At 72.2% G+C, this 26,842-nt stretch carries 29 protein-coding genes and 1 pseudogene; 2 read left to right on the top strand and 28 right to left on the bottom strand.

Annotated features, from left to right (window positions below; all coding sequences use genetic code 11):
* Positions 1-14: 14 nt before the first annotated feature.
* The 22 genes and pseudogenes from JHE00_RS02295 to JHE00_RS02395 all read right to left on the bottom strand — a co-directional run bounded on the left by JHE00_RS02295 (position 15) and on the right by JHE00_RS02395 (position 19,278).
* Positions 15-833, bottom strand: coding sequence for an SMP-30/gluconolactonase/LRE family protein (locus tag JHE00_RS02295; protein ID WP_200314227.1), 819 nt, complete (start codon positions 831-833; stop codon positions 15-17).
* Positions 830-1,744 carry a sugar kinase gene (locus tag JHE00_RS02300; protein ID WP_200314230.1) on the bottom strand — a complete coding sequence of 305 codons (915 nt, stop codon included), beginning with the start codon at positions 1,742-1,744 and terminating at the stop codon, positions 830-832. Before JHE00_RS02300 ends, JHE00_RS02295 begins: the two co-directional genes overlap by 4 nt.
* Positions 1,737-2,357, bottom strand: a complete 621-nt coding sequence (locus tag JHE00_RS02305) for a bifunctional 4-hydroxy-2-oxoglutarate aldolase/2-dehydro-3-deoxy-phosphogluconate aldolase (RefSeq protein ID WP_200314232.1) — start codon at positions 2,355-2,357, stop codon at positions 1,737-1,739. Before JHE00_RS02305 ends, JHE00_RS02300 begins: the two co-directional genes overlap by 8 nt.
* 11 nt (positions 2,358-2,368) lie before the next feature.
* A complete protein-coding gene (gene dgoD / locus JHE00_RS02310) occupies positions 2,369-3,514 on the bottom strand; it encodes a galactonate dehydratase (protein WP_200314234.1) in 1,146 nt (381 codons plus the stop codon).
* Positions 3,511-4,236 (bottom strand): FadR/GntR family transcriptional regulator, encoded by a 726-nt coding sequence (locus JHE00_RS02315; protein WP_200314236.1) that lies wholly within the window; start codon positions 4,234-4,236, stop codon positions 3,511-3,513. The genes dgoD and JHE00_RS02315 overlap by 4 nt, the downstream gene beginning before the upstream one ends.
* Before the next feature lie 32 nt (positions 4,237-4,268).
* Positions 4,269-5,018 (bottom strand): SDR family NAD(P)-dependent oxidoreductase, encoded by a 750-nt coding sequence (locus JHE00_RS02320; protein ID WP_200314238.1) that lies wholly within the window; start codon positions 5,016-5,018, stop codon positions 4,269-4,271.
* Positions 5,006-5,932: a DUF4380 domain-containing protein gene (locus tag JHE00_RS02325; RefSeq protein WP_200314241.1), complete on the bottom strand. Its 927-nt coding sequence runs from the start codon at positions 5,930-5,932 to the stop codon at positions 5,006-5,008. The genes JHE00_RS02320 and JHE00_RS02325 overlap by 13 nt, the downstream gene beginning before the upstream one ends.
* Positions 5,929-7,029: a zinc-dependent alcohol dehydrogenase family protein gene (locus JHE00_RS02330; RefSeq protein ID WP_200314243.1), complete on the bottom strand. Its 1,101-nt coding sequence runs from the start codon at positions 7,027-7,029 to the stop codon at positions 5,929-5,931. Before JHE00_RS02330 ends, JHE00_RS02325 begins: the two co-directional genes overlap by 4 nt.
* Complete coding sequence (locus tag JHE00_RS02335; protein WP_200314244.1) at positions 7,029-8,033, bottom strand: ABC transporter permease; 1,005 nt, start codon at positions 8,031-8,033, stop codon at positions 7,029-7,031. The genes JHE00_RS02330 and JHE00_RS02335 overlap by 1 nt, the downstream gene beginning before the upstream one ends.
* A 21-nt stretch (positions 8,034-8,054) precedes the next feature.
* A complete protein-coding gene (locus JHE00_RS36195) occupies positions 8,055-8,909 on the bottom strand; it encodes an ATP-binding cassette domain-containing protein (RefSeq protein ID WP_443678452.1) in 855 nt (284 codons plus the stop codon).
* A 141-nt stretch (positions 8,910-9,050) separates the two neighbouring features.
* Positions 9,051-9,620: pseudogene (locus JHE00_RS36200) on the bottom strand (ATP-binding cassette domain-containing protein); the annotation flags it as partial.
* Positions 9,617-10,609, bottom strand: a complete 993-nt coding sequence (locus tag JHE00_RS02345) for a substrate-binding domain-containing protein (RefSeq protein WP_200314246.1) — start codon at positions 10,607-10,609, stop codon at positions 9,617-9,619. The gene JHE00_RS02345 and the pseudogene JHE00_RS36200, both read right to left, overlap by 4 nt.
* Positions 10,610-10,710: 101 nt before the next feature.
* A complete protein-coding gene (locus JHE00_RS02350) occupies positions 10,711-12,255 on the bottom strand; it encodes an SDR family oxidoreductase (protein WP_200314247.1) in 1,545 nt (514 codons plus the stop codon).
* A gap of 68 nt (positions 12,256-12,323) precedes the next feature.
* Positions 12,324-12,986, bottom strand: a complete 663-nt coding sequence (locus JHE00_RS02355; RefSeq protein ID WP_230422781.1) for a GOLPH3/VPS74 family protein — start codon at positions 12,984-12,986, stop codon at positions 12,324-12,326.
* Positions 12,976-13,197, bottom strand: a complete 222-nt coding sequence (locus tag JHE00_RS02360) for a type II toxin-antitoxin system antitoxin (RefSeq protein WP_200314248.1) — start codon at positions 13,195-13,197, stop codon at positions 12,976-12,978. The genes JHE00_RS02355 and JHE00_RS02360 overlap by 11 nt, the downstream gene beginning before the upstream one ends.
* A 5-nt stretch (positions 13,198-13,202) precedes the next feature.
* Positions 13,203-14,120: an SPFH domain-containing protein gene (locus JHE00_RS02365; RefSeq protein ID WP_200314250.1), complete on the bottom strand. Its 918-nt coding sequence runs from the start codon at positions 14,118-14,120 to the stop codon at positions 13,203-13,205.
* 108 nt (positions 14,121-14,228) lie between these two features.
* Entirely contained in the window at positions 14,229-15,158 is a 930-nt protein-coding gene (locus tag JHE00_RS02370) for an AEC family transporter (RefSeq protein WP_200314252.1), read from the bottom strand.
* 69 nt (positions 15,159-15,227) lie between these two features.
* A complete protein-coding gene (locus JHE00_RS02375) occupies positions 15,228-16,022 on the bottom strand; it encodes an SDR family NAD(P)-dependent oxidoreductase (RefSeq protein ID WP_200314254.1) in 795 nt (264 codons plus the stop codon).
* A gap of 70 nt (positions 16,023-16,092) precedes the next feature.
* The gene (locus JHE00_RS02380; protein WP_200314256.1) at positions 16,093-17,289 is read right to left on the bottom strand and encodes a cation:proton antiporter; all 1,197 of its coding nucleotides are present in this window, start codon (positions 17,287-17,289) and stop codon (positions 16,093-16,095) included.
* A gap of 231 nt (positions 17,290-17,520) precedes the next feature.
* Entirely contained in the window at positions 17,521-18,027 is a 507-nt protein-coding gene (locus JHE00_RS02385) for an RDD family protein (protein WP_230422782.1), read from the bottom strand.
* A 2-nt stretch (positions 18,028-18,029) separates the two neighbouring features.
* Positions 18,030-18,491, bottom strand: coding sequence for a hypothetical protein (locus tag JHE00_RS02390; RefSeq protein WP_200314260.1), 462 nt, complete (start codon positions 18,489-18,491; stop codon positions 18,030-18,032).
* Between the two features lie 160 nt (positions 18,492-18,651).
* Positions 18,652-19,278, bottom strand: coding sequence for a maleylpyruvate isomerase family mycothiol-dependent enzyme (locus JHE00_RS02395; protein ID WP_200314262.1), 627 nt, complete (start codon positions 19,276-19,278; stop codon positions 18,652-18,654).
* Positions 19,279-19,329: 51 nt separating this feature from the next.
* On the opposite strand from JHE00_RS02395, the gene JHE00_RS02400 reads away from it, so the two are divergent.
* Positions 19,330-20,118, top strand: coding sequence for an alpha/beta fold hydrolase (locus tag JHE00_RS02400; RefSeq protein WP_307831780.1), 789 nt, complete (start codon positions 19,330-19,332; stop codon positions 20,116-20,118).
* Here the strand turns inward: JHE00_RS02400 and JHE00_RS02405 are convergent.
* From JHE00_RS02405 to JHE00_RS02420, 4 genes are read right to left on the bottom strand one after another with little or no spacing between them, the layout of a single operon-like run.
* Positions 20,115-21,149 (bottom strand): FecCD family ABC transporter permease, encoded by a 1,035-nt coding sequence (locus tag JHE00_RS02405; RefSeq protein ID WP_307831781.1) that lies wholly within the window; start codon positions 21,147-21,149, stop codon positions 20,115-20,117. The two genes, JHE00_RS02400 and JHE00_RS02405, sit on opposite strands and share 4 nt — an antisense overlap.
* Positions 21,146-22,192, bottom strand: a complete 1,047-nt coding sequence (locus JHE00_RS02410; RefSeq protein WP_200314267.1) for an iron chelate uptake ABC transporter family permease subunit — start codon at positions 22,190-22,192, stop codon at positions 21,146-21,148. The genes JHE00_RS02405 and JHE00_RS02410 overlap by 4 nt, the downstream gene beginning before the upstream one ends.
* Entirely contained in the window at positions 22,189-24,015 is a 1,827-nt protein-coding gene (locus JHE00_RS02415; protein ID WP_200314269.1) for a siderophore-interacting protein, read from the bottom strand. Before JHE00_RS02415 ends, JHE00_RS02410 begins: the two co-directional genes overlap by 4 nt.
* Before the next feature lie 27 nt (positions 24,016-24,042).
* The gene (locus tag JHE00_RS02420) at positions 24,043-25,035 is read right to left on the bottom strand and encodes an ABC transporter substrate-binding protein (protein ID WP_200314271.1); all 993 of its coding nucleotides are present in this window, start codon (positions 25,033-25,035) and stop codon (positions 24,043-24,045) included.
* A gap of 106 nt (positions 25,036-25,141) precedes the next feature.
* Between JHE00_RS02420 and JHE00_RS02425 the strand changes: the two genes are divergently transcribed.
* Positions 25,142-25,861 (top strand): helix-turn-helix transcriptional regulator, encoded by a 720-nt coding sequence (locus JHE00_RS02425; protein ID WP_200314273.1) that lies wholly within the window; start codon positions 25,142-25,144, stop codon positions 25,859-25,861.
* A 92-nt stretch (positions 25,862-25,953) separates the two neighbouring features.
* Here the strand turns inward: JHE00_RS02425 and JHE00_RS02430 are convergent, their stop codons facing one another.
* The gene (locus tag JHE00_RS02430; protein ID WP_200314275.1) at positions 25,954-26,187 is read right to left on the bottom strand and encodes a phosphopantetheine-binding protein; all 234 of its coding nucleotides are present in this window, start codon (positions 26,185-26,187) and stop codon (positions 25,954-25,956) included.
* Complete coding sequence (locus tag JHE00_RS02435; protein WP_200314277.1) at positions 26,166-26,840, bottom strand: isochorismatase family protein; 675 nt, start codon at positions 26,838-26,840, stop codon at positions 26,166-26,168. The genes JHE00_RS02430 and JHE00_RS02435 overlap by 22 nt, the downstream gene beginning before the upstream one ends.
* Between the last annotated feature and the right edge of the window lie 2 nt (positions 26,841-26,842).

Here is a 26,842-nt window from a genome sequence, read left to right on the forward strand (position 1 = left end):
CGGACGCGCTGGGCTCAGAGCGTCGTGGTGAGCACCGCGCCGTCGAACTCGCCGGGCGAGCCGAGACCGACCGTCGCGGAGGTGAGCACGAGCCGCTCGCCCAGCACGCACACGCTCGTGGGCTGCGTGGCGGGAACCTCCACCACGCGTGCGAGCTCGCCGTCCGGCGAGTAGCGGTGGACGCGGCCCGCGCCCCAGATCGCCGACCACAGGTGACCGTCGGCGTCCACCGTCATGCCGTCCGGGCTGCCGTGCTCGACGGTCGCGAACTCGGTGCGCTCCCCCAGTTGCCCGCTCGCGGGGTCGACGGCGAACCGGTGGATCACGCCCCTGGCGCTGTCGGCGAGGTACATCGTGGTGCCCTCGGCGTCGAACGCGGGGCCGTTGGGCACGGTGAGCCCGCCGAGGGCGCGCGTGACCGTCCCGTCCGGATCGACGCGGTAGAGCGAGCCCGCGCCCGGGGTGTTGTCGTAGGCCATCGACCCCGCCCAGAACCGGCCGTGCGGGTCGGCCACGGCGTCGTTCATGCGCATCGGGGTGGCGGCGCCGTCCTCGGGACGCGCGAGCCAGCGCTGCACGCCGGAGTCGCCGAGCACGGCGATGCCGGTGCCCGCCGCGGCGAGCCAGCCGCCACCGGGCAGCGGTGACACCGCGCCCAGCGGTTCGTCGAGCTGCAGCAGTACGCGGGGTTCGCCGTGCTCGGGCAGTTCGAGCAGCCGTCCGGTGAGGATGTCGACCATGATCAGCCGGTCGCCGATCAGGCGCAGTCCCTCGCCGAGTGCGAACCGTTCGCCGGGCCACGCCGTCCAGTCGCCGGTCGTCTCGCCGCTCATCGCAGTGCCGCTCCTTCGCCGAGTGCCAGCAGTTCCAGTTCGCTCCTCGTCGGCAGGCCCTCCCAGTCGCCGGAAGTGGCGACGGCGAAGGCACCGGCCCTGTTGCCGCGTTCCAGCCGTGCGGCCGGGTCGAGTCCGTCGAGCAGTGCGGAGAGGTAGCCGGCGGTGAAGGCGTCGCCCGCGCCGACCGAGTCCACGACGGGCACGCGGTGTCCGGGCGCCCGCTGCTCACCGTCGGCCGTGGTCACGGCGGCGCCGTCGGCGCCGAGCTTGGTGACCACCTCGCGCACGCCCGCGTCGAGCAGGGCGCGCGTGCCGCCGACGAGCTCGAGCTCGTCGGCGGAGCCGATCACCACGTCGGCGCCGCGGGCGATCGGCGTGAGCGCCGCCGATGCCTGCTCGGCGGGCCACAGCTTCGCGCGGTGGTTGACGTCGAGGGACACGGTGGCACCGCGTTCGCGGGCCTGCGCCAGCGCCGCCTCGACGGCCTCGCGCGGGCCGTCGCCGAGCGCCGGGGTGATGCCGGTGAGGTGCACCAGCCGCGTGTCCTCGCCCAGCGCGACGTCGGCCGCGCTCAGCCGGGACCCGGCCGAACCGGCACGGTAGTAGCGCACCCTGGTGACGTCGGGCAGCCGCTGTTCGAACAGGATCAGCCCGGTCGGCGCGGACCCGTCACGTTCCACTGTGGACACGTCGACGCCCTCGGCGCGCAGCGTGCGCACCACCAGGTCACCGGTCTCGTCGGCGCCGACCCGGCCGACCCAGCGCACGGAGTGGCCGAGCCTGCTCAGTCCGATCGCGACGGTGGACTCCGCTCCGGCGATGGACGAGTGGAACGTCGTGCCCAGCCGCACCAGTCCCGCGGCGCGCAGCGACACCATCGTCTCGCCGAGGGTCACGACCTCAGGCACGGGCGGCAGCCACGAACCGGACCGCGCGCTCGCGCAGTGCGTCGAGGTCGCCGCCGTGGGGTGCGTCGCCGCCCAGCGGGCTGCCGACGCCGACCGCGAGCGCGCCCGCCTTCAGGTACTCCGGCACGTCGGCCAGACCCACGCCGCCGACGGGCACGAGGCCCAGGCCGGGGAACGGGTCGCCGAGCGCCTTGACGTAGCCGGGTCCGAGGCTGCCGGCGGGGAACAGCTTCACCGCCGTGGCACCGGCGCGGTGGGCGGCGAGCACCTCGGTGGGCGTCATCGCGCCCGCGAGCACGGGCAGGCCCAGTTCCAGTGCGACGTCCACGCCCTCACCGAGTGCGGGGGTGACGGCGAACGTGGCGCCCGCGTCGCGGGTGGCCTTGGCGTCGTCGGCGCTGAGCACAGTGCCCGCGCCGATGTGGGCGGCCGACCCGAGTTTCGCGCAGACGCGGGTGAGCACGCCGACGGCGTCGGCTGAGGTGAGCGAGACCTCCAGCAGTGTCACGCCCGACTCGACGAGCACCTCGGCGGTGCGCTCGCACGCCGCCGGGTCGCTGCCGCGGATGATCGCCATCAGCCGGTTCTCGGTCAGGATTTCGGTCAGGTCCATGGGTTCTCTCCTCACCACTCGGCGAACGAGCCGTCGTCGTGCCGCCACACGGGGTTGCGCCACCGGTGGCCTCGCCGGTCGGCCGCGCGCACGGCGTCCTCGTCGATGTCCACGCCGAGCCCGGGGGCGTCCCAGCGGCGGATGGCGCCGTCGGGGAAGGCGAACGGCGCGCGGTCGAGTACGTAGTCGAGCAGTTCCGCGTCGGTGTTGTAGTGGATGCCGATGCTCTGTTCCTGGATCAGGAAGTTCGGGGTCGCGAACGCCACCTGCAGGCTCGACGCGAGCGCGATCGGCCCGAGTGGACAGTGCGGGGCGAGCAGCGCGTCGAAGGTCTCGGCGAGCGAGGCGATGCGGCGGACCTCGGAGATCCCGCCCGCATGCGAAAGGTCCGGCTGCGCCACGGCGATCCCGGCCTGCAACGCGGGCAGGAACTCGGTGCGGGAGTACAGGCGCTCGCCGCACGCGATGGGCACGGCGCTGGCCTCCACCACGTCACCGAGGCGGTGCGTGTACTCGGGCAGCACCGGCTCCTCCACGAACAGCGGGTGCAGCGGGGCGAGCTCGGGGATGACGCGGCGCGCGGCGGCGACGCCGAAGCGGCCGTGGAAGTCCACGGCCACGTCCCGGGAGTCGCCGAGCACCTCGCGCACGGCGGCCAGCCGCGCGACGACACCGTCGACCTCCTGGCGGGTGGGCATGCGCCCGATGCGGCCGGAGCCGTTCATCTTCACGGCGGTGAGGCCGCTCTCCACCTGCTGGGCCGCGGCGTCGGCGACGGCCGAGGGCTCGTCGCCGCCGATCCAGCCGTAGACCCGCACCTCGTCGCGCACGGCGCCGCCGAGCAACTGGTGCACGGGCGCGCCCAGCGACTTGCCGAGGATGTCCCACAGTGCCTGGTCGAGCCCGGCCACGGCGCTGGAGAGCACCGGACCGCCGCGATAGAACGCGGCCTTGGTCATGAGCTGCCACAGGTCCTCGACCCGGCGCGGGTCCTGTCCCACGAGCAGGTCGGACAGCTCGTCCACGGCGGCGCGCACGGTCTCGGCCCTGCCCTCGACCACGGGCTCGCCCCAGCCGACGATGCCCTCGTCGGTGGCGATCCGGCAGAACAGCCACCTCGGCGGCACCAGGAACGTCTCTACGGAGGTGATCTTCACTCGGTGACTGCTTCTTTCTCTTGCGGGTGCCCAGTGCCCAGCACGCCGTCGGCGTCCTGGGTGGCCTTGTCCAGCAACGAGGTCACCGCCGCGGCGGCGGCCTCGGGGTCACGCCTGCGCACGGCCTCGACGACCACGGCGTGGCTCGGCACGGGATCGTCGGCGGCGGCCTCGTGCACGAGCGCGTCGCGCAGGCGCAGTGCGGGCTCGATGAAGACGTCCATCCTGGCGAGCATCTCGTTGTGCGTGGCCCGCAGCATGGCGCGGTGCCAGCGCAGGTCGGCGGCGACCTCCGCGTGCGCTCCCACGGCGTCGGTCATCTCCGCGAGCGCGGCGTCCAGTTCGGCCAGGTCCTCGTCGTCGCGGCGCAGCGCCGCCATCGACGCGACGGCCGGTTCGACCACGGCACGCACCTCAGCGAGGTCGCGCAGCACCGCGGCGGTGTCTCCGGCCTGGGAACGCCAGTGGATCACGTCGCTGTCGAGCAGGTTCCAGTGCTCGCGGTCGCGCACGTAGGTGCCGCGCTTCTGCCGCGCCTCGACCAGCCCCTTCGCGGCGAGCACCTTCATCGCCTCGCGCAGGGCCGTCATGCTGACGTCCAGGTCGCGGCCGAGGGCGCTCAGGTCGATCACGTCTCCCCTGCCGAGCTCGCCCGACACGATGCGCGCACCGAGCGTGGCCACCACCTGCCCGTGCACACCACGGCCGCTGTAGCCGCTCATCACCGCGCTCCTCCCCATTGGTCCGGTCCCCGTCACGACGAGGACTTGTACACGCTCCAGCCACCGTCCACGGTCAGCGTGGCGCCGGTGATGAACGAGGCGTCGGCGCTGGCGAGAAAGGCGATGGCCGCGGCGACCTCGGCCGGTTCTCCCAACCTTTTCACGGCGGTCTGCTCGGCGGACAGCCGCCGGTCGGCCTCGTCGATGCCGTCCCACGCCGCCGTGAGCACGGGCCCGGGCAGCACGGAGTTGACGCGCAGCACCGTTCCGTACTCCACGGCGAGCTGGCGGGCGAGCCCGGTGAGCCCGGCCTTGCTCGCCGCGTAGGCGGGCCGTCCCGGCAGTCCGACGAGGGCGTGCACCGACGAGGTCAGCACCACCGATCCCGTGCCGTCGCGGGAGAGGTCCGCCAGGCACGCGGTGACGCCGAGGAACGTGCCGGTGAGGTTCACCGAGAGCTGCCGTTCCCACGACGCCACACTCGTGTCGTGGGCCGGGCGCACGTCGACGGTGTAGGCGTTGCTGACGAGCACGTCGACGCGGCCCAGCTCGGAGCGGCAGTGTCCCACCGCGCGCGCCCAGTCGGCCTCGGAGCTGACGTCGCAGCGCACGCCGGTGGCGCGCCCGCCAGCCTCGGTGATCCGCTCGACGGTCTCGCCGGGTTCGTCGATGTCGAGCACCGCCACCGCCGCCCCCTCGGCGGCGAGGCGCTGCGCGGTCGCGGCGCCGATGCCCTGCGCGCCACCGGTGACGATGGCGACCTTGCCGTTCAGTCCGCGCATGGGCGCACCTCCACGTCGATCGTCAGCGTGGTCTGCTCCCCCGGTCGCAGGGTGGTGAGCGGGCCGAGGACCTCGCACTCCACGATGCGGGCGGGTGGGTCCAGGTCGCCCAGTTCGGCGAGCGGTTCGGGCAGCGGGTACTCGAGCCACACTTCGACGCGCGAGCCCTGGTCGGGGTACTCGGAGTTCTCGTCGACGGTGAAGCGTTGCGTCAGCGTGGTGCCCTCACCGGTGTGCGACAGCCAGCCCGTGGCCGCGGGGAAGCCGAGCTTGCCCACCACGTCCTGGTGCGGGATGTAGGTGGCATCGCCGCGCTGTTCCCACCGGGGGAAGCCGGTTCCGGCGAGCAGCGGGGTCACGCGCTCGGGACCACCGACCAGGGTGCCGCCGTCGCCGTCGGCGGCGAGCTGCGTGACGTTCCACAGCGCCCAGCGCACGTCGCGCGCAGAGGTGTTGAGCGCCGTGAGTGTCAGCCGGTAGCCGTCCTCGCCGTCGCGCAGTTCGAACCGGCGCTGCAGCCGCAGCCCGGTGCGAGGGTCGTCGCCACTGGTCAGCGTCACGGTCGCGACGCCGTCGCGCTCGTCGGTGGTGACGGCGTAGGCGCCCGAGTCGAGCACCGGGTCCGGCGGACCCGCCCACTGGCCGTCGCCGTCCCAGCCCTGCGGGGCGGGCCAGGTCTTGTCGCCGCCGTAGTTCATCCAGTCGCCCAGGCTGCCCGCGACGGGCCGGTGCACGTGACCGGCGTGCAAGCGCAGCTCGTCGGTGAGCAGGTCGGCGTTGCGCCACAACAGTTCCCTGCCGTCGGCACCGGACAGCGACAACAGCCTGCCGCCGAGCTCGGGCACGATCCCGAGGCGCAGCCGGTCGTTGGCCAGCCACACGACGCCGGGAGTACCGTCCTGCCGTTCGATCACGAGGCGGGCACCTCCGAGGGCAGCAGCACGACTTTGCCCTGGCTGGCTCCGGCGGCGAGCCGGTAGGCCTCGTCGGCCTGTGCGAGCAGGAACCGGTCGCTGACGACCTGCTCGGGGCGCAGGCCCCAGCGGGCGAGGTTCACGGCGAGCTCGGCCATGGCGGGCAGCGACGTGACCCACGAGGCGTAGAGCGTCAACTGCTTGTGCAGCAACGCGTCCGACACCTCGGTCTCGAGCGTGCCACCCTCGCCGACCAGCGACACCCGGCCCCATTCGGCGGCACCGGCGATGGCCGTGGACCGGCCGGCACGGGAGCCGGAGCAGTCGATGGTGGTGATCGCGCCGGGTGCGCCGAGCGCGTCGGCGACGAGTGCCGCGGTGGCCTCGGCGTCGGACTCGGGGGCCAGGGTCGCGTCGAACACGCCGAGCCCGTCGGCCCAGGCCCGCCGCTGCGGCGACACCTCGACCCCCACCACGCGGCGCGCGCCCATGCCCTTGCCGATCATGCCCGCGGCCAGCCCCACCGGGCCCAGCCCGACGACGAGCAGGTCGCCGTCGCCGTTCACCCGGATGCGGCGCAGGCCCTCGTAGGCGGTGCCGAAGCCGCACGCGATCAACGCGCCATCCACATAGGACAGCTCGTCGGGCAGCGGCACGCACGTCGACTCCTCGGCCAGCACGTAATGGGCGTGCCCACCGTCGCGCTGCCAGCCGTAGGACTCGCGCTCGGGTGAGGTACAGCTGATGAAGTAGCCGCGCCGGCAGTTGTCGCACAGCCCGCAGCCCGCGATGTGGTAGACGATCACGCGGTCGCCGGTGCCGAAACGGCGGCAACCGGGCCCGGTGGCGACGATCCGGCCGGAGGGCTCGTGGCCCGCGACCACCCCGCGGTAGGCGGGTCCGTCGACCCCGCGATGCCCCTTGTGCTCGTGGTAGATGTAGCCGATGTCGGAGCCGCAGATGCCCGAGGCTCCCACCTCGATCAGCACCTGCCCCGGCCCCGGCTCGGGCACGGCCAGCTCGCGCAGCACCGCGGTCGAGTCACCGGGCAGGTACGCCCCGGTCATCCTTTGGGTCGAGGTCGTCTTCGAGCTCATCAGGTCTCCCTCGTCGCACGCGCCCGCTTGGTGATCACGACGTTCACCAGCACGGCGGCCACGATGATCACACCGCGCACCACGTTCTGCAGGAACGAGTTGACCCCGAGCAGCACCAGCCCGTTGCTGATCACGGTGATGAAGCCGACGCCGAGCAGCGTGCCCAGCATCGTGCCCCGTCCGCCCGCCAGCGCCGTGCCACCGATGACGACCGCGGCGATCACGTCGAACTCGAGCCCGGACGCGGCGCCACCGTTGCCGGAGCCGAGTCGCGCGGCCAGCAGCACGCCGGTGATCGCCGAGAGCAGGCCGGTGGTGGCGAAGAGCAGCACCCGCACCCTGGCGAGGTTGATGCCCGCCATGCGCGCGGCGGGCGCGTTGCCGCCGACCGCGTAGACGGAGCGGCCGTAGCCGGTGTAGCGGGCGACGTAGGCGAAGACGAAGAACAGCACCACCATGATGATCGCGGGCGTCGGGATGCCGAGGATCGAGCCGCCGAGGGTGTTCATCAGGCCGCTCTCGGGCAGCACCACGGGCAGCGCGTCGGTCAGGTAGAGACCGAGGCCGCCGAGCGCGCTCCAGATACCGAGCGTGGCGATGAACGAGGGCACGTCGAACCGCGCGCGCAGCCAGCCGGCGAGCGCGCCCCACGCCGCACCCGCGGCGAGTGTCAGCAGGATCGCCGGGCCGATCCCGAGTCCCCATTCGGCGGCGCCCTTGGCGACGAGCACCGAGGAGAACGCGACGGCGGGGCCGATGCTGATGTCGATCTCGCCGGCGATGATCACCAGCGTCACACCCCACGCGGCGATACCGACGGTCGCGGCGTCGCGCAGCATGCCGAGCTGGTTGTCCAGGCTCAGGAACCCGGCCGCCGTGCTGCCGAGGACGACATAGAGCACGACGATCGCGGCGATCAGGCCGATCTCGTTGAGCGAACGGCCCGCGAAGGGCCTGCCCACGCGGCCGCGACGCTGCTGCGGCGTGGTCTGGGTAGCTGTCATGTCTCGTTCCTTGTCGAGGTCTCAGGCCGCCATCGCGGCGGAGAGCACGGAATCGGTGGTGAGGTCAGCTCCGGTGAGCTCCGCGGCGACGCGGCCCTCCCGCAGGGTCAGGACGCGGTCGCACACCAGGGGCAGCTCCTCGAGCTCGCCCGAGACGAACACGATCGCGGCGCCCCCGTCGGCGAGTTCGCGCACGAGGCGGTAGATCTCGGCCTTGGCCTGCACGTCGACGCCCCGGGTGGGTTCGTCGAGCAGCAGGATGCGGCTGCCCGCGTGCAGCCAGCGGCCGATCACGGCCTTCTGCTGGTTGCCGCCGCTGAGGTTCACGATCGGGGTGCGGGCCGAGGCCGTGGCGATGGAGAGCCGCTCGATGAGCCGCTCGGCGGCTTTGCGCACCCGGCCGGGGCGCACGGTGGGGCCCGAGCTGACGGTGGAGAACTTGGACAGCACCAGGTTCTCGTCGACGCCGAGCAGCGGCACCACGCCCTCGTCCTTGCGGTCCTCCGGGGTCATGCCGATGCCGAGCCGCTTCATCACGGCCGCGCTCGGGTGGGCGATCTCGCGGCCCTCGACGCTGATCGTGCCGTGGGCGGCCGGGTCGAACCCCGCGAGCGCGCGCAGCACCTCGGTGCGCCCGGATCCCATGAGCCCGCCGATGCCGAGCACTTCGCCCGCGTGCAGATCGAACGACACGTCGAGGACCTTCGGGGGCACCGCCAGCCCGCGCACCGACAGCAACGGCGTCCCGTCGCGGTCGACGTTGCGCTCGGGCGGGCGCTCCGCCGCTCTCGCGGTGTCGCCGAGCATGAGCGAGACGATGGTGCCCGTGTCGGCGTCGCCCACGTCGACGGTGTCGACGATGCGGCCGTCGCGCATCACTGTGGCACTGTGGGAGATCCGGCGGATCTCCTCGAGCCGGTGGCTGACGTAGAGCACGGCCACGCCCGCCGACGCGATGCGGGTGACGGTCTCGAGCACCACGTCCACCTCGGCGGCGGCGAGCGCGCTCGTGGGCTCGTCGAGGATCAGCAGCCGCGGCTGCTCGCGCACCGCGCGGCAGATCTCGACCAGCTGCCTGCTGGCCAGCGAGAGCGACCCGACCGGGGCGTCCGGGTCGATGTCGAGCCCGAGCCGCCCGAACACGTCGGCCGCTCCCGCCCGCATCGTCGCGTAGTCGACGGCACCGCCGCGGCGCGGCCAGCGGCCGAGGTAGAGGTTCTCGGCGACGCTGAGCTCGGCGACCAGGCTCAGCTCCTGGTGCACGGTGTTGATGCCGAGCTCGGCGGCCCTGCGCACGCCGCCGTCGCCGAAGGCCTCCCCCGCCACCGTCACGGTGCCGGCGTCGGGACGCTCCACTCCGGACAGCACACGGATCAGCGTGGACTTACCGGCGCCATTGCGGCCGAGCAGCGCGCGGATCTCGCCCGCGCGGATCGACAGGTGCGCGTCGGTCAGCGCACGCACGCCCGGATAGTGCTTGGTGACCCCGTCGACCACGATGACGGTCGAGCCGCTGGCGACGTCGGCAGCCACTGCTTCTCCTTCGCTGGTTCGGTTGCTCTCCCGCTGGTTCGCGCCCGCCGTCACGGCACACCGTCCGGGTGCGTGCGCAGCCAGTCGGAACCGTCGTCGGGGGTCGCGTAGAGGTCGATCGGCGCGGGCACGACCGTGTACTCGGTGAGCTTGCCGGTGCGCACGTCGTCGGCCGCCTGTGCCGCGAGCTTGCCGACGGCGATGCCGGAGATGTCGACGACACCCTTGAGGATGTTCTCGGCGGCCAGTGCCTGCGCGGCCTCGGTGGACATGTCACTGCCGAAGACCACGGTCTGGCCGACCTTGCCGCGCGCCTGCACGGCCCGCACCGCGCCCATCGTCGCGCCACCGGCCTCGCCGTAGAACGCATCGAGGTCGGGATTGGCGGTGAGGATGCGCTCGGCGACGTCCACGGCCTCGTCGATCGTGGCGCCCTCCTGGTTGGCCACGATCTTCGCGCCGGGCAGCTTCTCCTGCAGCGCCTGTTCGAAACCGTGCCTGCGGTCGATGCACACCTCGACGAACTCGCAGTTGACCACCGCGATCGTCGGTTCGGTGTTGCCCTCGGCGAGGAAGTACTCCGCGGCGCGCTCCCCGAGCATGCTGCCGAAGCGCACCGGGTCGCCCAGCACGTACGCGGACACGTACTTGCGGGCGCTCTGTTCGGCGACGCAGGTGTTGTAGCAGATCACGGGGATGCCGCTCTCGTGCGCGAGTTCCAGCGCGGGCACCGACGCGGTGGCCGAGGCGGGAGAGAGGATCAGCGCGTCCACCTTCGCGGCGCTGACCTGGTCGATGAACGTGCTCTCCTTGGAGGCATCGCCCTGTGCGTTGAGCTGGAGCAGCTGCGGCGTCCTGCCGAGCGCTTCGGCCTCCTGCTGCATGCCGACCCTGACCCCGGCGTAGAAGCCCTGCGCGTCCATGTAGACGACACCGAACCGGCCGTTCTCGCCGACCTTGCCGCCGCAGGCGGCCACCATGCCGAGCAGCACGACCGCCACCAGCGCCAGGCCTGCCCGGCCACGACGCCCCGTTGCGCCCATCAGGTTCTCCTCGATCCTCGCTTCGTGCCAGCCTGCCCAGAGCGGGGGCCGTGCGCACAGTCTTGCTCGCGAAGGACCTCGGCGTCAACATTAATTATTAATTAATCTCGAACGGGTGGCCGTGGCGCTGTGAGCCGCCGGTACGGCAGGAACCGCTGGAACCCCAGCCCCCGCAACCCGGGCGTCGCCTCGATCAGCGCGGGCACCGCGTCCTCGGCCCGGAGCCGCGACTCCACCACCGCCTGATGAGCGGCCTCGTCCCGGAACTCGGCGTAGTTGACCACGCTCGACCCGTCCACGGCGACGTGGAAGTGGTTGCTCGCCATGCCCCCGACCGGCTCGCTGTCCGGCCGCGTCGCCGGATGATGCTCGTCGAGCAGAGTGTCCACGAAGGACCGCGCCGCCCGCTGCCCGTCGGTCTCGAACGACACCAGCACCACGACGCCGGTCCGGAGCCCGGCGTCGGGAACCACACTCCGGTAACGCGTGTAGGACCCCAGCCCGTCGCGCCGGATACCGGGCACCGCGTCGTCGATCGCCCTGATCCGCTCGGGCGGATCGGTGTCGCGGAACGCCTCGACCGCCTCGGGTCCGGTCCACTGTGAATAGTTCAGGACGGTGCGACCATCGGTGCCGAGCAGCACGCTGTGCGAGAGCAGCCCGGCGGGCCACGGCGCGTCGCCCCACGCCGCCATCGCGGCGTCCGCCGCCGCCCGCTGCCGCCGCGACGTGTCCAGCGTCCACGTACTCACCAGCGCCAGCCCGGCATCAGGGTGCTCGATCTCGGGCGCCGGATCGGTGAACTCCGCCGCGTGCCGCGACAGCCAGTCCCCGAACGTCCGCGGCGGCCGCCCGGTGACGAGCTCGACCGTGTCCAGCACCGGCCCCGGCTCCGCGCGCATGTCCTCAAAGGACTCACGGAACCAGTCCGCGTCGGCCTCGGTGAACCCGCTCCCCAGCAACCCGGCGCGCCAGTCACGCTCCGGTAGCTCCTCCCAGTGCAGGGGCCGGCCGATCCGCTCGGCGATCCGCGCCACCTGCTCGACCGGGGTGAGCAGGTCGCGTCCCGTCAGTTCCAGCACCCGGCCCGCGTAGCGCTCGTCCGTCAGCGCCTCCACGGCGACCTCGGCCAGATCCCGCTCGTCGAGCAACGTCACCGGCACGTCGCCGAACGCGCCCCGCACGACGTCGCCGCCACGCGTCTGCTCCGCCCACACCAGGAGGTTGGTCGCGAACGCCGTCGGCCGCAGGAACGTCCAGCTCAGCCCGGACTCGCGGATCGCGCGCTCGATCGCGTGGTGCGAGCGGCCGATCGTGTTGTCGTAGTGCTCGACCCCGTCGCGCACCGCGGCCGAGGAGAGGAACACGACGCGGCCGGTGTGCGCGGCGATCGTGGCGTCCGCCTCCCGCGCCGCGGCCAGGTCCCCGATTCCCGGCCACATCAGAAACACCGCGTCAACACCTTCGAGTCCACGCAGCTCCCGCTGGCTGCCCCGGACCACCTCGATCGCGGACGGTAGCCGCGCGCCCTCCGGATCACGGGTCAGCGCCCGCACCCGGACCCCGCGCCGGGCCAGGCCCAGCGCCACCTCTCGCCCGACGTTGCCCGTCGCGCCCGTCACCAACACCGTCGTCGTCTCGTCCATGCCGGTGACGCTACGAAGACCGGCCGGACGCCGAATCCGTCAGACGACTGGGCTCCCCTCAGTCCTGCTCAGCCGTTGCCGCCGCCGCTGTGCGCGGCAGCCGTGTGCTGCGCCGACACCGCCTTCCGCAGCGCCGTCACCACCGGCGCGACCGACCCGCCACCCAGCTCGCCGATCCGGCCTGTGAACCGGCGGCGTTCCCGCCCACTGAACACCGCAGCCAGCTGCGCCGCCGACGCGAGCGCCGCCAGCGCGCCGATCTCCCGATCCACCCGCCCCACGGGCTGGCTCCCGCGAACGGCCCGGCCCACCTGCTCCCCGAGCCGACGTGCCACGTGCGGCTGGCGCAGCGTCACCCGTGTCGCGGGGAACAACCCGAGGACCCGGTGCCGCTCGACCCTCACCACCCGCGCCGCCACCAGCTCGGCGTGCACCAGCTCCATCGTGCGCGCCCGGTCCTTCGCGACCCACCGTCGCCACGCGCGCGGCGGATCCTGCTCGATCTGGTCCCACACGTGCCGCAACACCGAGTCGGCCGGACCGGGCGGCGCGGTGACGGGATGCGCCTTGTCGCCGTCGTCGGTGAGATGGCCGTGCAGCACGAGCTCCGCCAGCGCCGCGGCACGCAGGAGATGGCCCAGCTGGCCCTTGCCGGTCAACTTCTGCTTGCGCCGGTCGAACGCGAGCAGCAACGCCCTGGCCGGCAACGTGGACGTGGTGTCAGTCATCATCACCGTCTCCCTCCGTCGTGGATTTGCGTGGCCGCCCTGGCGACCGGATCTTGCCCACCCCGCCCGGCAGGCGGCCCGCGTCGGCGAGCGCCTTCCGCAACAGGAACTCGATCTGCGCGTTGGTGCTCCGCAGCTCGTCGCCCGCCCATCGCGCGAGCGCGTCGTGCACCACGGGATCGAGGCGCAACAGGAGTTTCTTGCGTTCGGCCACGGCAACTACTGGTAGAGCGTCCCGGAGTTCACGACCGGCTGGGCATCCCGGTCGCTGACCAGCACCACGAGCAGGTTGCTCACCATGGCGGCCTTGCGCTCCTCGTCGAGCTCGACGACGTCGTTCTCGGCGAGCTTGTCCAGCGCCTGCTCCACCATGCCGACGGCGCCCTCCACGATCCGCTGCCGCGCCGCGACGACGGCGCCCGCCTGCTGGCGGCGCAGCATCGCCTGCGCGATCTCCGGCGCGTAGGCCAGGTGCGTGATGCGCGACTCGATCACCTGCACGCCCGCCGACGCCACGCGCGCCCCGATCTCCTCCGAGAGCCTCTCCGTGATCTCGTCGGCGTTGTCGCGCAACGAGAGCCCGTGTCCGTCGTGGATGTCGTACGGGTAGGCGTTGGCGATGTGGCGCACGGCGGTCTCGGTCTGGATCGCGACGAACTCCACGAAGTCGTCCACTTCGAACAGTGCCTGCGCGGTGTCGCGGACCTGCCACACCACCACGGCGGCGATCTCGATCGGGTTGCCGTCGGCGTCGTTGACCTTGGCGACGTCGCTCTCGTGGTTGCGGATCCGGGTGGACACCCTGCGCCGCACGGTGAACGGGTTCACCCACTGCAGGCCGTCCCTGCGCACCGTGCCCGTGTACTTGCCGAGCAGCTGGATCACCCGCGCCTCGCCCGGTGCGACCGGCGTCAGCCCCGCGAGCAGCACGAGGCCGGCGAGAGTCGCCAGTGCGCCGAGCACGATCACCAGCGCGGTGCCGCCGATTCCGCCCACGACGACCAGCGCCGTGCCGCCGAACACCAGCACGGCACTCACGCCGAGCATCGCGAACCCGGACACCGCCCTCGCCTGCCGCTCCCCGACCTTGGGCGTCGGCATCGCCACTGCGGTCTCGGTGATCGTCATGGACCCCATCCCTTCCCCGTGCGGACGCGTCCCCGCGTCCCGTTCGAACGACATCATAGTGATATCACATTTTGGGGATGACGGGGGAGTGCCCCGAGCACGAAGCAGGAACGCGCCTCAGGTGAGCAGGGCGACCAGCACGAACATCACGGGCATGCTCACCAGCGTCGTCAGCAGCACGGCGTCCCGGCTGATCGCGACACCCTGGTCGTAGCGCACCGCGTAGCCGAACACGTTCTGCGCCGTCGGCAACGCCGCGCACACGACGACCACCAGCAGCCCGTGCCCGTCGAGGCCCAGCATCAACCCCAGCAGCAGTCCCAGCAACGGGTGCACGATCGTCTTGATCAGCACCACCGACAGCAACAGCGGCATCATTTCGCCCCGCCGCAGCGGCCACGCCGCCGACCGCAACGAGATGCCGAACGCCAGCAACATCCCCGGCACGGCCAGATCGGCCAGCAACTCGATCGGCGCCATCACCGGCTCGGGCGGCACGATCCCGGTACCCGACGCGAGCAGACCAGCCGCCGTGGCGACCGCGATCGGATTGCGCAGCGGAGCCGTCACCGCGCGCAGGATCCGCGGCCTGCCACCGTTGGCCCGCTCCGAGAGCACGTCGAGCACGGTCGTGAACACCGGTGTCAGCACCGCGAGCTGGAACAGCAGCACCGGCGCCACCTCGGCGGCATTACCGAACACGTACGTCGCGATCGGCAAGCCCAGATTGCCCGCGTTGACGTACCCGCTCGCCATCGACGCCATCGCGGTCTCCCCCGCGGGCCTGCGCCGCAACAGTCCGATGGGGACGTACGCCGCGCACGCCAGCGTGCTCGTCACACCCGTGACGACGAGATCCTCGGAGAACACGGCCCCGACGTCGGCGTGGGCCAGCGTGGTGAACAACAGTGCGGGACTCGCGACGAAGAACGCGGTGCGCGACAGCACCTGCGTCGCGTGCGGACCCAGCACACCGGTGCGGCCCACGACATAACCCACCAGTACGACGACCCCGATGACCAGGAAACCCTGGACGACCCCGTTCACTGTGCAGTCACGTCACAGCACCGTAGCGCTGTGACGGAGATCAACCCGGGCCGGGTACCTGCCGCGCGGCTAGGGCACGATCGAATCGACGTACCCGCCGTCGACCCGCACGGCCGCGCCCGTCGTGGCCGACGCCTGGTCGGACCCGAGGTACACCACCATGTTCGCGATCTCCTCAGGCTCGATCAGCCGCTGCAACAACGACTGCGGACGGTGCAACCGCATGAACTCGCGCTGCGCCCGCTCCCACGGCAGATCCCGGTCCACGAGCTGGTACACGAACTCCTCGACACCACCGGTGTGCGTGGGACCGGCGATCACCGAGTTCACCGTCACGCCCGTGCCGGCCGCTTCCTTCGCGAACCCGCGCGAGACGCCCAGCAACGCGGTCTTCGACACTCCGTAGTGGATCATCTCCGCGGGGATCACCACGGCCGAGTCACTGGCGATGTACTGGATCCGGCCCCAGCCACGCGCCACCATCGCCGGCAGGTACTGCCTCGTCAGCCGTACCGCCGCGAGCACGTTGACCTCGAAGTAACGCCGCCACTGGTCGTCGGTGATCTCCAATGCCGGTGTGGCGCCGAAGATTCCGAGATTGTTCACCAGGATGTCCACCCGGGGCAGCGTCTCGAGCAGCTGCCGCGCGCCGTTCTCCGTCGCCACGTCGGCTGGTGCGCTCACCACGTCGGCGCCCTCGACCTCGGCACGCAGCGCCTCCACGGCACGCCCCACCGACTCCGCGCCGCGGCCGTTGACGGCCACCCGCGCGCCCGACCGCGCCAGACCTGCCGCGATCGCGGCGCCGATCCCCTGCGTCGAGCCCGTCACCAGCGCCGTCCTGCCCGTCAGATCCAGCCGCATGCCCCGGTCCTCTCCCGCGTGGTTGGCGTTCCCCGCGCATCGTAGGTCCGGTGTGGGTCCCTGCGACGGCTCACGCGTGGTCACGGGAGCCCGACACCGCGGCCCCGTACCGTGACGCCAGCGGCTGCGCGCTGAGCCCGTGGGCCACCACGCTCACCAGCACCGTGAGCGCGATCGTCCCCACCGCGGGCGCGGCGACGATGCCGAGCTCGTCGATCGCCAGCAGCGCGAAGATGATCGACGGCAGCCCGCGCGGACCGAACCAGCCGACGAACGCCACCGTGGCGATCCCGAGCCGCATCCCGAGCATCGACACCGCCACCGGAACCATCCGCAGCACCGTCAGGCTCAGCACCGTGTAGAGCGCGATCTGCCAGCTGAACGTGTCCCCCACGATCGGGAACACCACCGCACCGAACAGCAGCCACACCAGCGCCGCGGCGAGTCCGCCCGTCTCCTCGACGAACTTCACCTGGGCGAGTTCGAACTCCCCCGCGACGTTGCCGAACGCCAGCCCGCCGACGAACGCCGCCACGAAGCCGTTGCCGCCCGTCGCGACCGCCGCGGTGAAGGCCGTTACCACCAGCGCGAGCATCGCCGGTCCCGCGAAGGAGCCGGCCAGCCAGCCCCGCCGGTGTGAGGCACTCGTGAGCACGCCACCCGCCGCACCGACGAGCGCCCCGATGCCCGCGCCCACGGCCAGTTCCACGAGCGCGTCCGTGACGCCGCCCCGTTCGCTGCCCGCGACTCCGGCGATGGCCACGAGCACGATCGGTGTCGCGACGCCATCGTTGAGGCCGCTCTCCACGTTGATGGCCCTGCGCACCCGCTCCGGCACGGCGGGATCGGTGAGTACCGCGGCTCCAAGCGCGGCGTCGGTCGGCGCGAGCGCGGCACCGACGAGTACGGCCAGCCACCCGCTGACACCGGGCAGCATCGAGGCGGCCAGCAACCACCCACCTGCCACGGTCAGCGGCAATCCGACCCCCAGCAATCTGCCGTACCACGCGAGATCGGCCCTCGGCTGTGGCAACCGCACACCCGAAGCGTCCGAGAACAGCACCAGCGCCAGGGTGAGCTCGATCAGAAGCTGGAAGGCGTGCAGCTCCACCTCGAAGATCCCGACGACCGGCGACAACAGCCCGCCGAGCGCGACGAACACGATCGGAGCGGTGAGCTCGGCGCGTTGCAGCCTTCCGCCCACCAATCCCCACAACAGCAAGGAACCCGCGATGACCGCGCCCGCCGTCGCGGTCTCTGCAGTCATCGCGGGCTCCGCGTCGCGACCGGCGGCGTGTTCCGGCTCCCCCCGTCTGCGGAGCCGGAACCAGCGCCGCCTCTCCCGCGCCGCGCGCCACAGGGGATGGCTGGTACCTCGCGACTACCGCCGATCACCACCACGTCGCCTCGACTCGGTCATACCGGCCGCAACACCAACATGGTGGTGAGCCGCGGCGGGCGGGGCCTCGCATTCCGGGGGTGAGATCGCGCGTTGCGCTCATTCGCGGGCCATCCGCGTGTGCGTGCTCCAGTCGTAGGTGACGGTCGTGCGGAGCACGAGGTCCTGGATCGAGTGGCGGGCCGGGCTCACCGCGACCCAGACCAGCCCCACCGGGAACAGCGTGCAGAAGGCCGCGCGCAGCAACGCCCGTGCCCACCCGAGCGACCTGCCGTCGCGACGGGTGACGCGCAGCCCCAGTACCCGGTCGCCGTAGGTGCGCCCGCTGATCCGCCAGCACACCGCGAAATAGAGGATCGCCACCCCGATCGCCAGCCCCACCACCGCGTGTCGTGGCGCGGACGGGAAGTGGAACCGCACGGGATCGGTGACGAGCACCGCCCCGCACACGACTAGGTACCCGACACCGAGCACCGCGAGCACGAGACCGAGATCGAGCACGCTGGCGACAGTCCTGCTGACGAGCCCGGCGGACCGGCCCTGCCACGCCCTGGCCTCCTCGGGCACCGGTGTCAGCCAGACCCGTTTCGGCTCGTCGGCGGCCATCGTCATCCTGTGCGCCAGGGGCGCAGTACCCTCCCGGTCCAGTACGCGACGGCCTCGTCGGCCCGCATCGACTGGACCCGCACGTCGCGCACCGTCTCGGCGGCGACCGAACCGGTGGACACGCGGATGATCTCCGGCAGGTCGATCTCGGCGGCGACCTCCGTGACCAGGTCTGCGAGGTCGAGCTGGCGCACCACGTCGGCCGCGACCACGGGTACGACCTTGCGATAAGCCGCCGTGAGCTCGTCCAGAGCGACCTTCCGGCCGCGTTGTCCGGTCTCGGCGAGCGCGAGCAGCCGCTGCCCGACCCGGTGGTCCGGCCTGAGGAGAAACCCGGCCACCGGCCGCGTGGCCCGGTGCAGTCTCCGGCCCGCTCGCAGCCCGGCACGCACGCTCTCGACCGCGAGGCCGAGCACGACATCCACGGCCACGGGCTCGGGTTTTTCCGCCCGCTGCTCTGACACGCCACGATGCTGCGGCCGCACGCGAACCCGCGACTCACACGCCGGGGGTGAGATCGGTGGGAGCGTCCCGGTCTTCCATGCGGGTTGTTCAGATGGCGGGGATGGTGAGAGCGGTGATAGCCGCGCCCAATGCCGAGCTGTATAGGTCGTTATACATCTTTTACCACCGTCGGCTGCGGCGCACGAGCGTCGCCTGGCCAGGCCCCGAGAGTTCGGGCACCACGGCCGCCCTTCCCGCGATCGCCAGCAGGAGAGCCTCGGCCTTGCCGCGCACCACCTCTCCCCTGCCCCACGTCCAGTCCAGGTCCGTGGCGACCAGCCGCAGTCCCCTCACCCGCAGCACACCTCGGATCACCGGTGCGTAGAGCGCGACCGTGAACGCGGGCCGGAGCCGCTCGGCGGGAATCTCCCTCGGCAGCCCGAGCGGCCGCCGGATGTCCTGGTGATGGATCAGCGCGTCGGTCAGACCGATGAACCCACCGCCCACCGCTGTGAGACCACGGGGCGACGGGTTCCTCGCGAGCAACGCGAGCAGATCCGCGGGCTCGTAGGAGCCGTAGTCCTCCAGCCCGACGGCGTTGATCCGGCCTGGCGTGAACCGGCCGCGGGCCGCCCGGCGCAGCAGCTCCCGGCCGTCCAGCTCGTCGTAGCTGAGCATGTGCGCCACGACGTCGCGCACGGTCCAGCCCTCGCACAGCGACGGTGTGTCCCACTGCTGCGGGGTGAGCGCGGCGAGCAGGTCGGCGAGTTCGGCTCGTTCGGCTGCGGCGAGCGAGATCAGGTTCACGCGGCAAGTATGGGTGAACGGCCACGGTGGGTCACTTTGTACGATCCGCGCGTGCCCTATGCGCGAGCATCCGACGACACAGCCCTGTACTACGAGGTCCACGGTGACGGCGAGCAGACCCTGCTGCTATTGCCGGGGCAGTCCAACGGTCACCACTGGTGGAACAGCGCGCGACCGGATTTCGACTCCGTGTTCCGCACCGTCGTGCTCGACTACCGCGGGATCGGCGACAGCGACAAACCGGACACGGACTCCTACAGCACCAAGGGTTTCGCGCTCGACGCACTGGCCGTGCTCGACGACGTCGGCGCCGAGCGGGTGCACGTCTACGGCACGTCGATGGGCGGGCGCGTGGCGCAGTGGCTGGCCGCGGAGCACGCCGAGCGCGTGGACCGGCTCGTGCTGGGCTGCACCTCCCCCGGCTCGCCGCACGGCATCGAGCGCGGCGAGAACGTCCGCCGCGCACTGGGCCAGCGCGACGCCCGCGCGGCCCGCCACGCATTGCTCGAGCTCATGTACACACCGGAGTGGATGGCGGCGAATCCCGGGCCGTACAACACGATCGGCGTGCGCGGCACCCCGAGTCACGTCCTGCGCCGCCACCGCAGGGCCAGCGCCGAGCACGACAGCTGGGACGCGCTGCCCTCCATCACCGCTCCGACACTCGTGGTGCACGGCACCGACGATGTCTTCAATCCCACCGAGAACGCGCCGCTGCTCGCCAAGCGCATCCCCGGCGCCCGGATGGAGCTGATCGCGGGCGCGCGGCACGCATACTTCGAGGAGTTCCGTTCCGTGGCGAGCCCGCTGGTGCTGGACTTTCTCACCGAGGTGTCCTAACGCCGACGCGCCTCGTGCACCAGCAGCCACACGAGGTAGGCGCCGCCGATGCAGACGGTCACCACACCCACCGGCAGCTGCACCGGGTCGAACACCCACTGCGCGGCCCCGTCCGACGCGGTCAGCAACAACGCGCCGACGCAGGCCGAGGGCAGCACCGTGACCCCGGCCGCGCGGGTGAGCCTGCGGGCGATCTGTGGCGCGGCGAGGGCGATGAAGTTGATCGGCCCCGCCACCGCCGTCACCACGGCCGTGAGCGCCACCGACAGCACCAGCAGACCCAGCCGCGCACGCTCGATGCGCACACCGGACGTGGTGGCGATCGCGTCGCCCAGCTCGAGCTGCCGCAGCGGTCGCGCCGCCACGCACGCCACCAGGATCAGCAGCGCCGCCGTCGCGGTCGCGATCCCCGCGTCGGGCCAGCGGGCGCCGTTGAGGCTGCCCGCCGTCCACGCGCTCGCACCCAGCGCCACCTCGACGTCGGCGGTGAGCAGCAGCCAGGTGTTCAGCGAGCCGAGCATGGCCGTGATGCCGATGCCCACGATGATCAACCGGAAGCCCTGCATGCCGCGGGACCACGCGAGCAGGTAGACCACTACCGCGGTCGCGATCCCGCCCGCGAGCGCCCCGAACGCCAGTTGCCCGTACGTGCCACCCGCCACCACGAGCACCAGCAGCGCTCCGGTGTGCGAGCCACTGGTGAAGCCGACGATGTCCGGACTGCCGAGCGGGTTGCGCGTGAGAGACTGGCAGATCGCGCCACTCACGCCGAGCGCGGCCCCGAGCACGAGCGCGGAGAGCACCCTCGGCAGCCGCCACTCCACCACCACGGTCGTCGCCGCGCGGTCCCCCTGCCCCAGCAGCGCCCCCACGACCTCGCCCGGGGTCAGCGCGATGCTGCCCAGGCCGAGCCACACCAGCGCGAGCACCACCGCCACGGCCAGGCACACAGCCCCGGCCACCACGGCTCGCCCGCCGACCCGCGTCGACAGCGTGCCCAGGCGCAGGGTCCGGCCCGTCGCCGCGGTCACGAGGTGCTCGCCCTTCTGCGCCGCACCATGCCGACCAGCACGGGCGCGCCGACGAAGGCCACCACCACGCCGACGGGGACCTCACCGGAGCCGACGAGCACGCGGCCCAGTACGTCGGCCGTCAGCACGAGCACGGGCGAGAGCAACACCGAGACCGCGACGATCCAGCGCTGGTCGGGGCCGACGATCCAGCGCGCGACGTGCGGCATCATCAGGCCCACGAAGCCGACCGGTCCGGCGATCGCGGTGGCACCTCCGGCGAGCAACGTCACGGCCACGACGGCGCCGGCACGCACGAGCGTCAGGTTGGCGCCGAGCGCACCCGCCAGCTCCTCCCCCAGCGCGACGGCGTTGAGCGGGCGGGCCACCAGCGCCGCGAGCAGGAGCCCGGCTGCGACGAACGGCAGCACCGTGCCCAGCATCGGCAGGTCGGCCGCCGAAAGCGAGCCCGCCGACCAGAACCTCATCCGGTCGAACGTCTCGGGGTCCAGCAGCACGAAGCCGGTGACGATGCCGCTGAGCACCGCCGCCAGCGCGACGCCGGAGAGCACGAGCCGCTCCGGGCTCGCCGGACCCCGGCCCGCCGCGGCGATCACGTACACCGCGCACGTGGCGACCAGCGCGCCGAGCAGTGCGAACCAGACGTAGCCCGCGATGCTCATCCCACCGGAGACGGCGAGCGCGAGCGCCACGAAGAACGCCGAGCCCGCGTTGACCCCGAGAATGCCGGGATCGGCGAGCGGGTTGCGGGTGACGGCCTGGATCAGCGTACCGGCGACCCCGAGCGCGAGGCCCACCAGCAGTCCGGCGACGGTGCGCGGCAGCCGGGTCTCGCGCACGATCGTCTGGTCGTAGCTGCCGTCGAAGTCGGTGAGCGCTCGCCACACGGCCGACAGCGATACATCCGCGGATCCGGCCACCAGGCTCAGCCAGCACGCGCCCGCGAGCGCGCAGGCGCCGAGCACCAGCCCCAGCGTCCGCCGCCCGCCGGTGTGGCGGGTGCCCGCGTCGCCGGCGGGCGGCCGACGCTGCGCCGTTGTCATCGTGCGGTCAGCTCGACCACCAGGTGGCCCCACCCCAGCCGGTGCACGTCGCCGACGTCGAACCCCGCCCTGTCCGCCAGCGCGGTGAGATCCACCGTGGATCTGGGCGGGGAACCGGTCGCGGCCCAGTGCCGCATGGCCGAGGTGAGTTCCTCGCGATCGTCGGGTTCGTCGTCCTCAGCGGTCTCGACCAGCAGGACCCTGCGCCCGTAGGACGCTCCGGTGAGCGAGGCGAGCAGTGCCACGGCCTCGCCGTCGTTCATGCGTCCCAGTGCGAGCGCGCACACCGTGGCGTCGGCCTCGACGGGCTCGCCCTGGGGCACGATCGTCACGGCCTCGCGCGCACCGCCGTCAGCGAGCGCGTTCTCCAGTACCGACACCACGACCGGCCCCTCCTGGACCACCATCGGCGTGCCGGGCCGGGTGCCGTGCACGGCCTGCGCCACGACGGCCGACCCCGGACCGGTGAGCCGCAGCCGCTCACCGTCGCGCCACGCGGGACTGGCCACGATGCCCTCGGCGAGGTAGGCGAACGACCAGCCCATCCCGTCGCTGACGCGCTCGAGCCGCTCGTGGTCGGCGGCCAGCGTCGCCGACATCGTGGCGCCGTGGGCGAGGGCGAACGCCGACGCGCCGGTGCGCAGGCTCTCGGTGAGCCGGTGCAGCGCGGCGTCCACCATGCCGTCCACGTGGCGATCGTCAAGGCGCCGCACCAGGAACCGGTCGTCGAGCAGATCCTCGCCGAGCCCGCCCAGCCGCACCAGGCCGTCGTCGCCGATCGCGAGCACGTCGACGGACGCGAGGTAGCGGGTGAACAGCGACGCGGCCTCCGCACCGAGCCCGGCGAGCGCCGCCAGCTCGCGTGGCGGCGTCGGCCCGCCCGCGACCGCCGTCAGCAGCCCGGTGCTCACGGCGGCGCGCACGGCGAAAGTCGGCATCGGGTCGAGCAGCAGCTCCAGCGGCGAGAGCTCGTGACCGTGGTCATTGACGTTGGCGGCGACCGCGGGTTGTTCCCCGTCAGCCCTCGGGACGGGAGCGCGCCAGTAGCCGGTGATGTTGACGTGCCGCTTGGCCAGGCCACGGGTGTAGGTGCACCAGCGGCGCAGGGGCTTGAGCGCGCCGGCCTCGCCCCCGCACCAGAGGAACGGCGTGCCCTCCGGCCAGTGCGCCGCCATCACGTGCTCGGCGAGCACCGACGGCGCCCCTGGCGGAGTGCGCAGCCATGTCACCTCGACGTCGCCCTCGACGTTGAGCGGGTACTCGTCCGCACCCTCCTGCCTGATCTCGAGCACGACCCTGATCGGCCCCGCGACGGGCCGTTCGTCGAGGAACCGTCCGATAGCGGGCAGCGCGGTCTCGTCGCCCACCAGCAACACCGAATCCACATCGGACGGGAGGACGAGCGACGACTTGGGACCCACGCAGTGCACGACGTCGCCCGGCTCCGCGCGCCGCGCCCACGTGGCCGCGGGCCCGTGTCCGTGCAGGACGAAGTCCAGATCGAGCTCGCGAGCCACCGGATCGAAGCGCCGTGGGGTGTAGTCCCTGCTGATGCGCGCCGAGCTGTGCGGCCAGTCGATGCCCGAACGGTGCTGCACCGGCAGGTCGGCCTCGGTCTGGCCCGGTCCGGGGAAGAGCACCTTGATGTGATCGTCGAAGCTCTCGGTGACGAACGCGGGCAGGTCGAGTCCGTCGCGGTGGAACGCCGCGAGGTGCTCACCGGTGAGCGTCACCCGGCGCATCCGGGGCGAGGGGTCGCTCACCCTGGCCACCGTCAACCGCCGCAGCACCACCGGGAACGTGATGAGGTCCGCTGTCCGCATCGTGTGCTGGTTCTCCTCGGTCGTGCGTCAGGCCGCGAACTGCTCGGCGACGTGGTCGAGCGTGGCCATCACGGCCTGGTAGTCGGCCCGGTAGGTCCAGTCCGGCAGGTCGAAGGCCCTGTCGGCCTCGAACGCGGGCAGTCCGGCGTAGAGGGGGTTGCCCGCGAGCTCGTCGGAGGTGACGTCCTGGTGGAACCCGACGACGAACACCGTGGGCGTGCTGACGAGCTCGCCCAGCTGCTCCTCCGCGAAGCGCAGCGAGTCACCGCTGCTCACCCGCTCGAGCTCGGGGTGCCGCCGCGTGACGGGTTCGGCCTCGAAGCCCAGGTCGGCCATCAGCGAGGGCAGGTCCGAGTCCTCGGGCAGCAGGTAGGGCACGCGCTCCGCGGTCATCAGCAGATACGTCACCGGACCTTCGGGGCGGGCGATGGAGCTCTCGATCTCCTCGGCCCTGGCGGTGTAGGCGTCCATCAGCTCCGTGAGCTCGTCCTGCTTGCCGAACACCTGCTCGCCGAGGAACGACAGTTGCTCGTCCCAGGTGGTGAGCTCGTTGCTCAGCAGCACGGTGGGCGCGATGTCGGTGAGGCGGTCGTAGACCTCGGCGGCCTGCACCGCGGGCATGCCCTGGCCGCCACCGATGATCACGTCTGGTTCCTGCGCGAGGATGGCCTCGAAGTCGAAGCCGTCGGGGCTCCACGGCAGCACCGTGGTCCCGGCGGCTGTGGCCTCGTCGGCCCAGAACTCGGAGAAGCCGTCCTCGGTGCCGTTGGCCGGCACCGGGATCGTCGCGGTCACCGGCACGTCGAGCGCGTAGAGGTAGCCGGTCAGACCCGAGTTGAGCACCACGACCTTCTCCGGGTCGGACGGGATGCTCACCGGCCCCTGGTCGGTCTCCACGGTGACGTCGCCGGACGCAGGCGTCCCGGACTCTCCCGAACTGCTCGTCCCGCAGCCCGCGGCGACCAGCGCCACGACCACGAGCCCGCACGCCCGTGCCTTCCACGGCAAGCCACCGCGCACGTGTTTCCCCTCTCCCGCCCAGCAGGGCACTCCAAAAGCAAGGTTAGGCTAACTTAGCCTTGTCGAGGGTCACCAAGGTGACGAGCCAGAACACGGAGGTGACATCGTGACCGCTGCCGACACCTACGGCGCCGTCGTCGAGCACGTCCCCGAGCATCACCGGATGCGCTTCGCCGGGCACGACACCCACAGCCACGACGAGCCGCACCTGATCTGGGTCGTCTCCGGCCGGGGCCGCGTCACGACGCCGGCCGGGGTGTACGTGCTGCCGAGCGGCACGGGACTGTGGCTCGCCGCGCGGGTTCCGCACGCCATGTCCTGGGACGAGCCCGGCTTCGCGGGTGGCTTCCTGCTCCACGAGTCCGCGACGCCCGTCGCGGGCGCGGCCGTGATCGACGACGCGCGGGTGGCCGAGTCCGTGGCGGCGGTCCTCGTCGCCGCGCCGGGTTCCGACACCGATCGCGCGCCGTTTCGCGCGCTGCTGGCCGACGCGCTCGCCAGGACAGAACCGACCGCGTTCGCGTTGCCCCGGCCCGCGCACCCGGTCGCGGCGACGATCGCCGACGCACTGCTGGCGGGCGAGGCGGCCACACTGGAGACGCTGGCGCTCGGGCACCACCTGAGCCCACGCCATGTCCAGCGCCTGTTCCTCGACGAGACCGGGCTGACGTTTCGCCAGTGGCGGTCTCGGGCGCGGCTCAACCGGGCACTCGCCGAGCTGCGGTCCGGCGCCACGGTGACCAGGGCCGCGCAGCGCAGCGGCTACCGCACGCGGCAGGGGCTCGTGAAGGCGCTGCGGCGCGAGGGTGGCCCGGCTCTGGGGTAGTGCCCGGTCGGGAGCGCGGAGCTCGCCGTCTGGAGCGCGGAACTCGCGGTCGGGAGCGCGGGACTCGCGCGCCGGAGTGCGGGACTCGCGGGTCAGGTGCCCAGGAGGCCGTGCCAGCCTTGGATCGTGGGCTGTTCGGCGAGCTGGACGAAACTGACGTGCGCGCCCTCGGCCCGCCAGCGTTCCACGAGATGCATCACGCGGATCGAGTCCAGGCCGTGGTCGATCAGATCGTCGTCGTCGGCCACCTCGTCGACGTCGGCCTGCAGAATCTCGAGCACGTCGGCCCTGATCCGATCCAGGCTCAGCTGTTCGCGTGCGCCCATTGGCCACCCCTCGTCGCGTCGGTGATCCGGTCGAGCAACTGGGCCGTCGACAGCACGACGCCACAGCGCAGCGCCGCGTACCGCAGCGCCATCTCGTGGTCGGTCAGCGAGAAGTCGGCGACCGCGTCGGACACCAGGAACGGCTGCACGTCCTGCATGAACGCCTCGCACGCGGTCAGCAGACAGCCCATGTGCGCGTAGATACCCGTCACCAGCAGTTGATCGCGACCCCACTCGGCCAGCCGCGCGCGCAGGTCGGTGCGCTGGAACGCGCTGTAGCGCCACTTGGTCAGCCGCAGGTCGCCGGGCCCTGGCCGCAGCTCGGTGATGATCGCCTCGTCCTCCGGCACCGCGCGCAGTCCCGGCCCCCACAGGTCGGTGAGCAGCCTGCGGTCCTGTGGTTCCTGGTCGCCGGGTTGCGCGGAGAACACCACCGGGATGCCGAGGCCGCGCGCGTCGGCGCACAGCCGCATGATGTTGGGCACCACCGTCGCCAGCGGCTGTTCGCCCCGCTGGTAGGCGCGCACGAAGTACTCCTGCATGTCGTGGACGAGCAGGACGGCACGCGACGGGTCGACAGTCCAGTCGACCCTGCTCTCCGGCAGGTCCGCCTCCCCGGGGACCGGGTAGGGCGCGATGACGGGCAACGCCATGC

Origin of the sequence: Prauserella cavernicola (assembly GCF_016595675.1) — a bacterium.
Classification (GTDB): domain Bacteria; phylum Actinomycetota; class Actinomycetes; order Mycobacteriales; family Pseudonocardiaceae; genus Prauserella_A; species Prauserella_A cavernicola.

Coding starts and splice junctions, on each gene's coding strand:
- JHE00_RS36195 (WP_443678452.1), bottom strand. CDS start 8,909: ATGCGCGACGGCCGCATCGTCGACACCGTCGACGTGGGCGACGCCGAC.
- JHE00_RS02430 (WP_200314275.1), bottom strand. CDS start 26,187: ATGGGCGCACGCGAACAGCTGAGCCTGGATCGGATCAGGGCCGACGTG.
- JHE00_RS02330 (WP_200314243.1), bottom strand. CDS start 7,029: ATGAGCTCGAAGACGACCTCGACCCAAAGGATGACCGGGGCGTACCTG.
- JHE00_RS02315 (WP_200314236.1), bottom strand. CDS start 4,236: ATGAGCGGCTACAGCGGCCGTGGTGTGCACGGGCAGGTGGTGGCCACG.
- JHE00_RS02350 (WP_200314247.1), bottom strand. CDS start 12,255: ATGGACGAGACGACGACGGTGTTGGTGACGGGCGCGACGGGCAACGTC.
- JHE00_RS02335 (WP_200314244.1), bottom strand. CDS start 8,033: ATGACAGCTACCCAGACCACGCCGCAGCAGCGTCGCGGCCGCGTGGGC.
- JHE00_RS02365 (WP_200314250.1), bottom strand. CDS start 14,120: ATGGGGTCCATGACGATCACCGAGACCGCAGTGGCGATGCCGACGCCC.
- JHE00_RS02410 (WP_200314267.1), bottom strand. CDS start 22,192: ATGACAACGGCGCAGCGTCGGCCGCCCGCCGGCGACGCGGGCACCCGC.
- JHE00_RS02385 (WP_230422782.1), bottom strand. CDS start 18,027: ATGGCCGCCGACGAGCCGAAACGGGTCTGGCTGACACCGGTGCCCGAG.
- JHE00_RS02355 (WP_230422781.1), bottom strand. CDS start 12,986: ATGATGACTGACACCACGTCCACGTTGCCGGCCAGGGCGTTGCTGCTC.
- JHE00_RS02295 (WP_200314227.1), bottom strand. CDS start 833: ATGAGCGGCGAGACGACCGGCGACTGGACGGCGTGGCCCGGCGAACGG.
- JHE00_RS02435 (WP_200314277.1), bottom strand. CDS start 26,840: ATGGCGTTGCCCGTCATCGCGCCCTACCCGGTCCCCGGGGAGGCGGAC.
- JHE00_RS02415 (WP_200314269.1), bottom strand. CDS start 24,015: ATGCGGACAGCGGACCTCATCACGTTCCCGGTGGTGCTGCGGCGGTTG.
- JHE00_RS02345 (WP_200314246.1), bottom strand. CDS start 10,609: ATGGGCGCAACGGGGCGTCGTGGCCGGGCAGGCCTGGCGCTGGTGGCG.
- JHE00_RS02380 (WP_200314256.1), bottom strand. CDS start 17,289: ATGACTGCAGAGACCGCGACGGCGGGCGCGGTCATCGCGGGTTCCTTG.
- JHE00_RS02305 (WP_200314232.1), bottom strand. CDS start 2,357: ATGGACCTGACCGAAATCCTGACCGAGAACCGGCTGATGGCGATCATC.
- JHE00_RS02375 (WP_200314254.1), bottom strand. CDS start 16,022: ATGCGGCTGGATCTGACGGGCAGGACGGCGCTGGTGACGGGCTCGACG.
- JHE00_RS02320 (WP_200314238.1), bottom strand. CDS start 5,018: ATGCGCGGACTGAACGGCAAGGTCGCCATCGTCACCGGTGGCGCGCAG.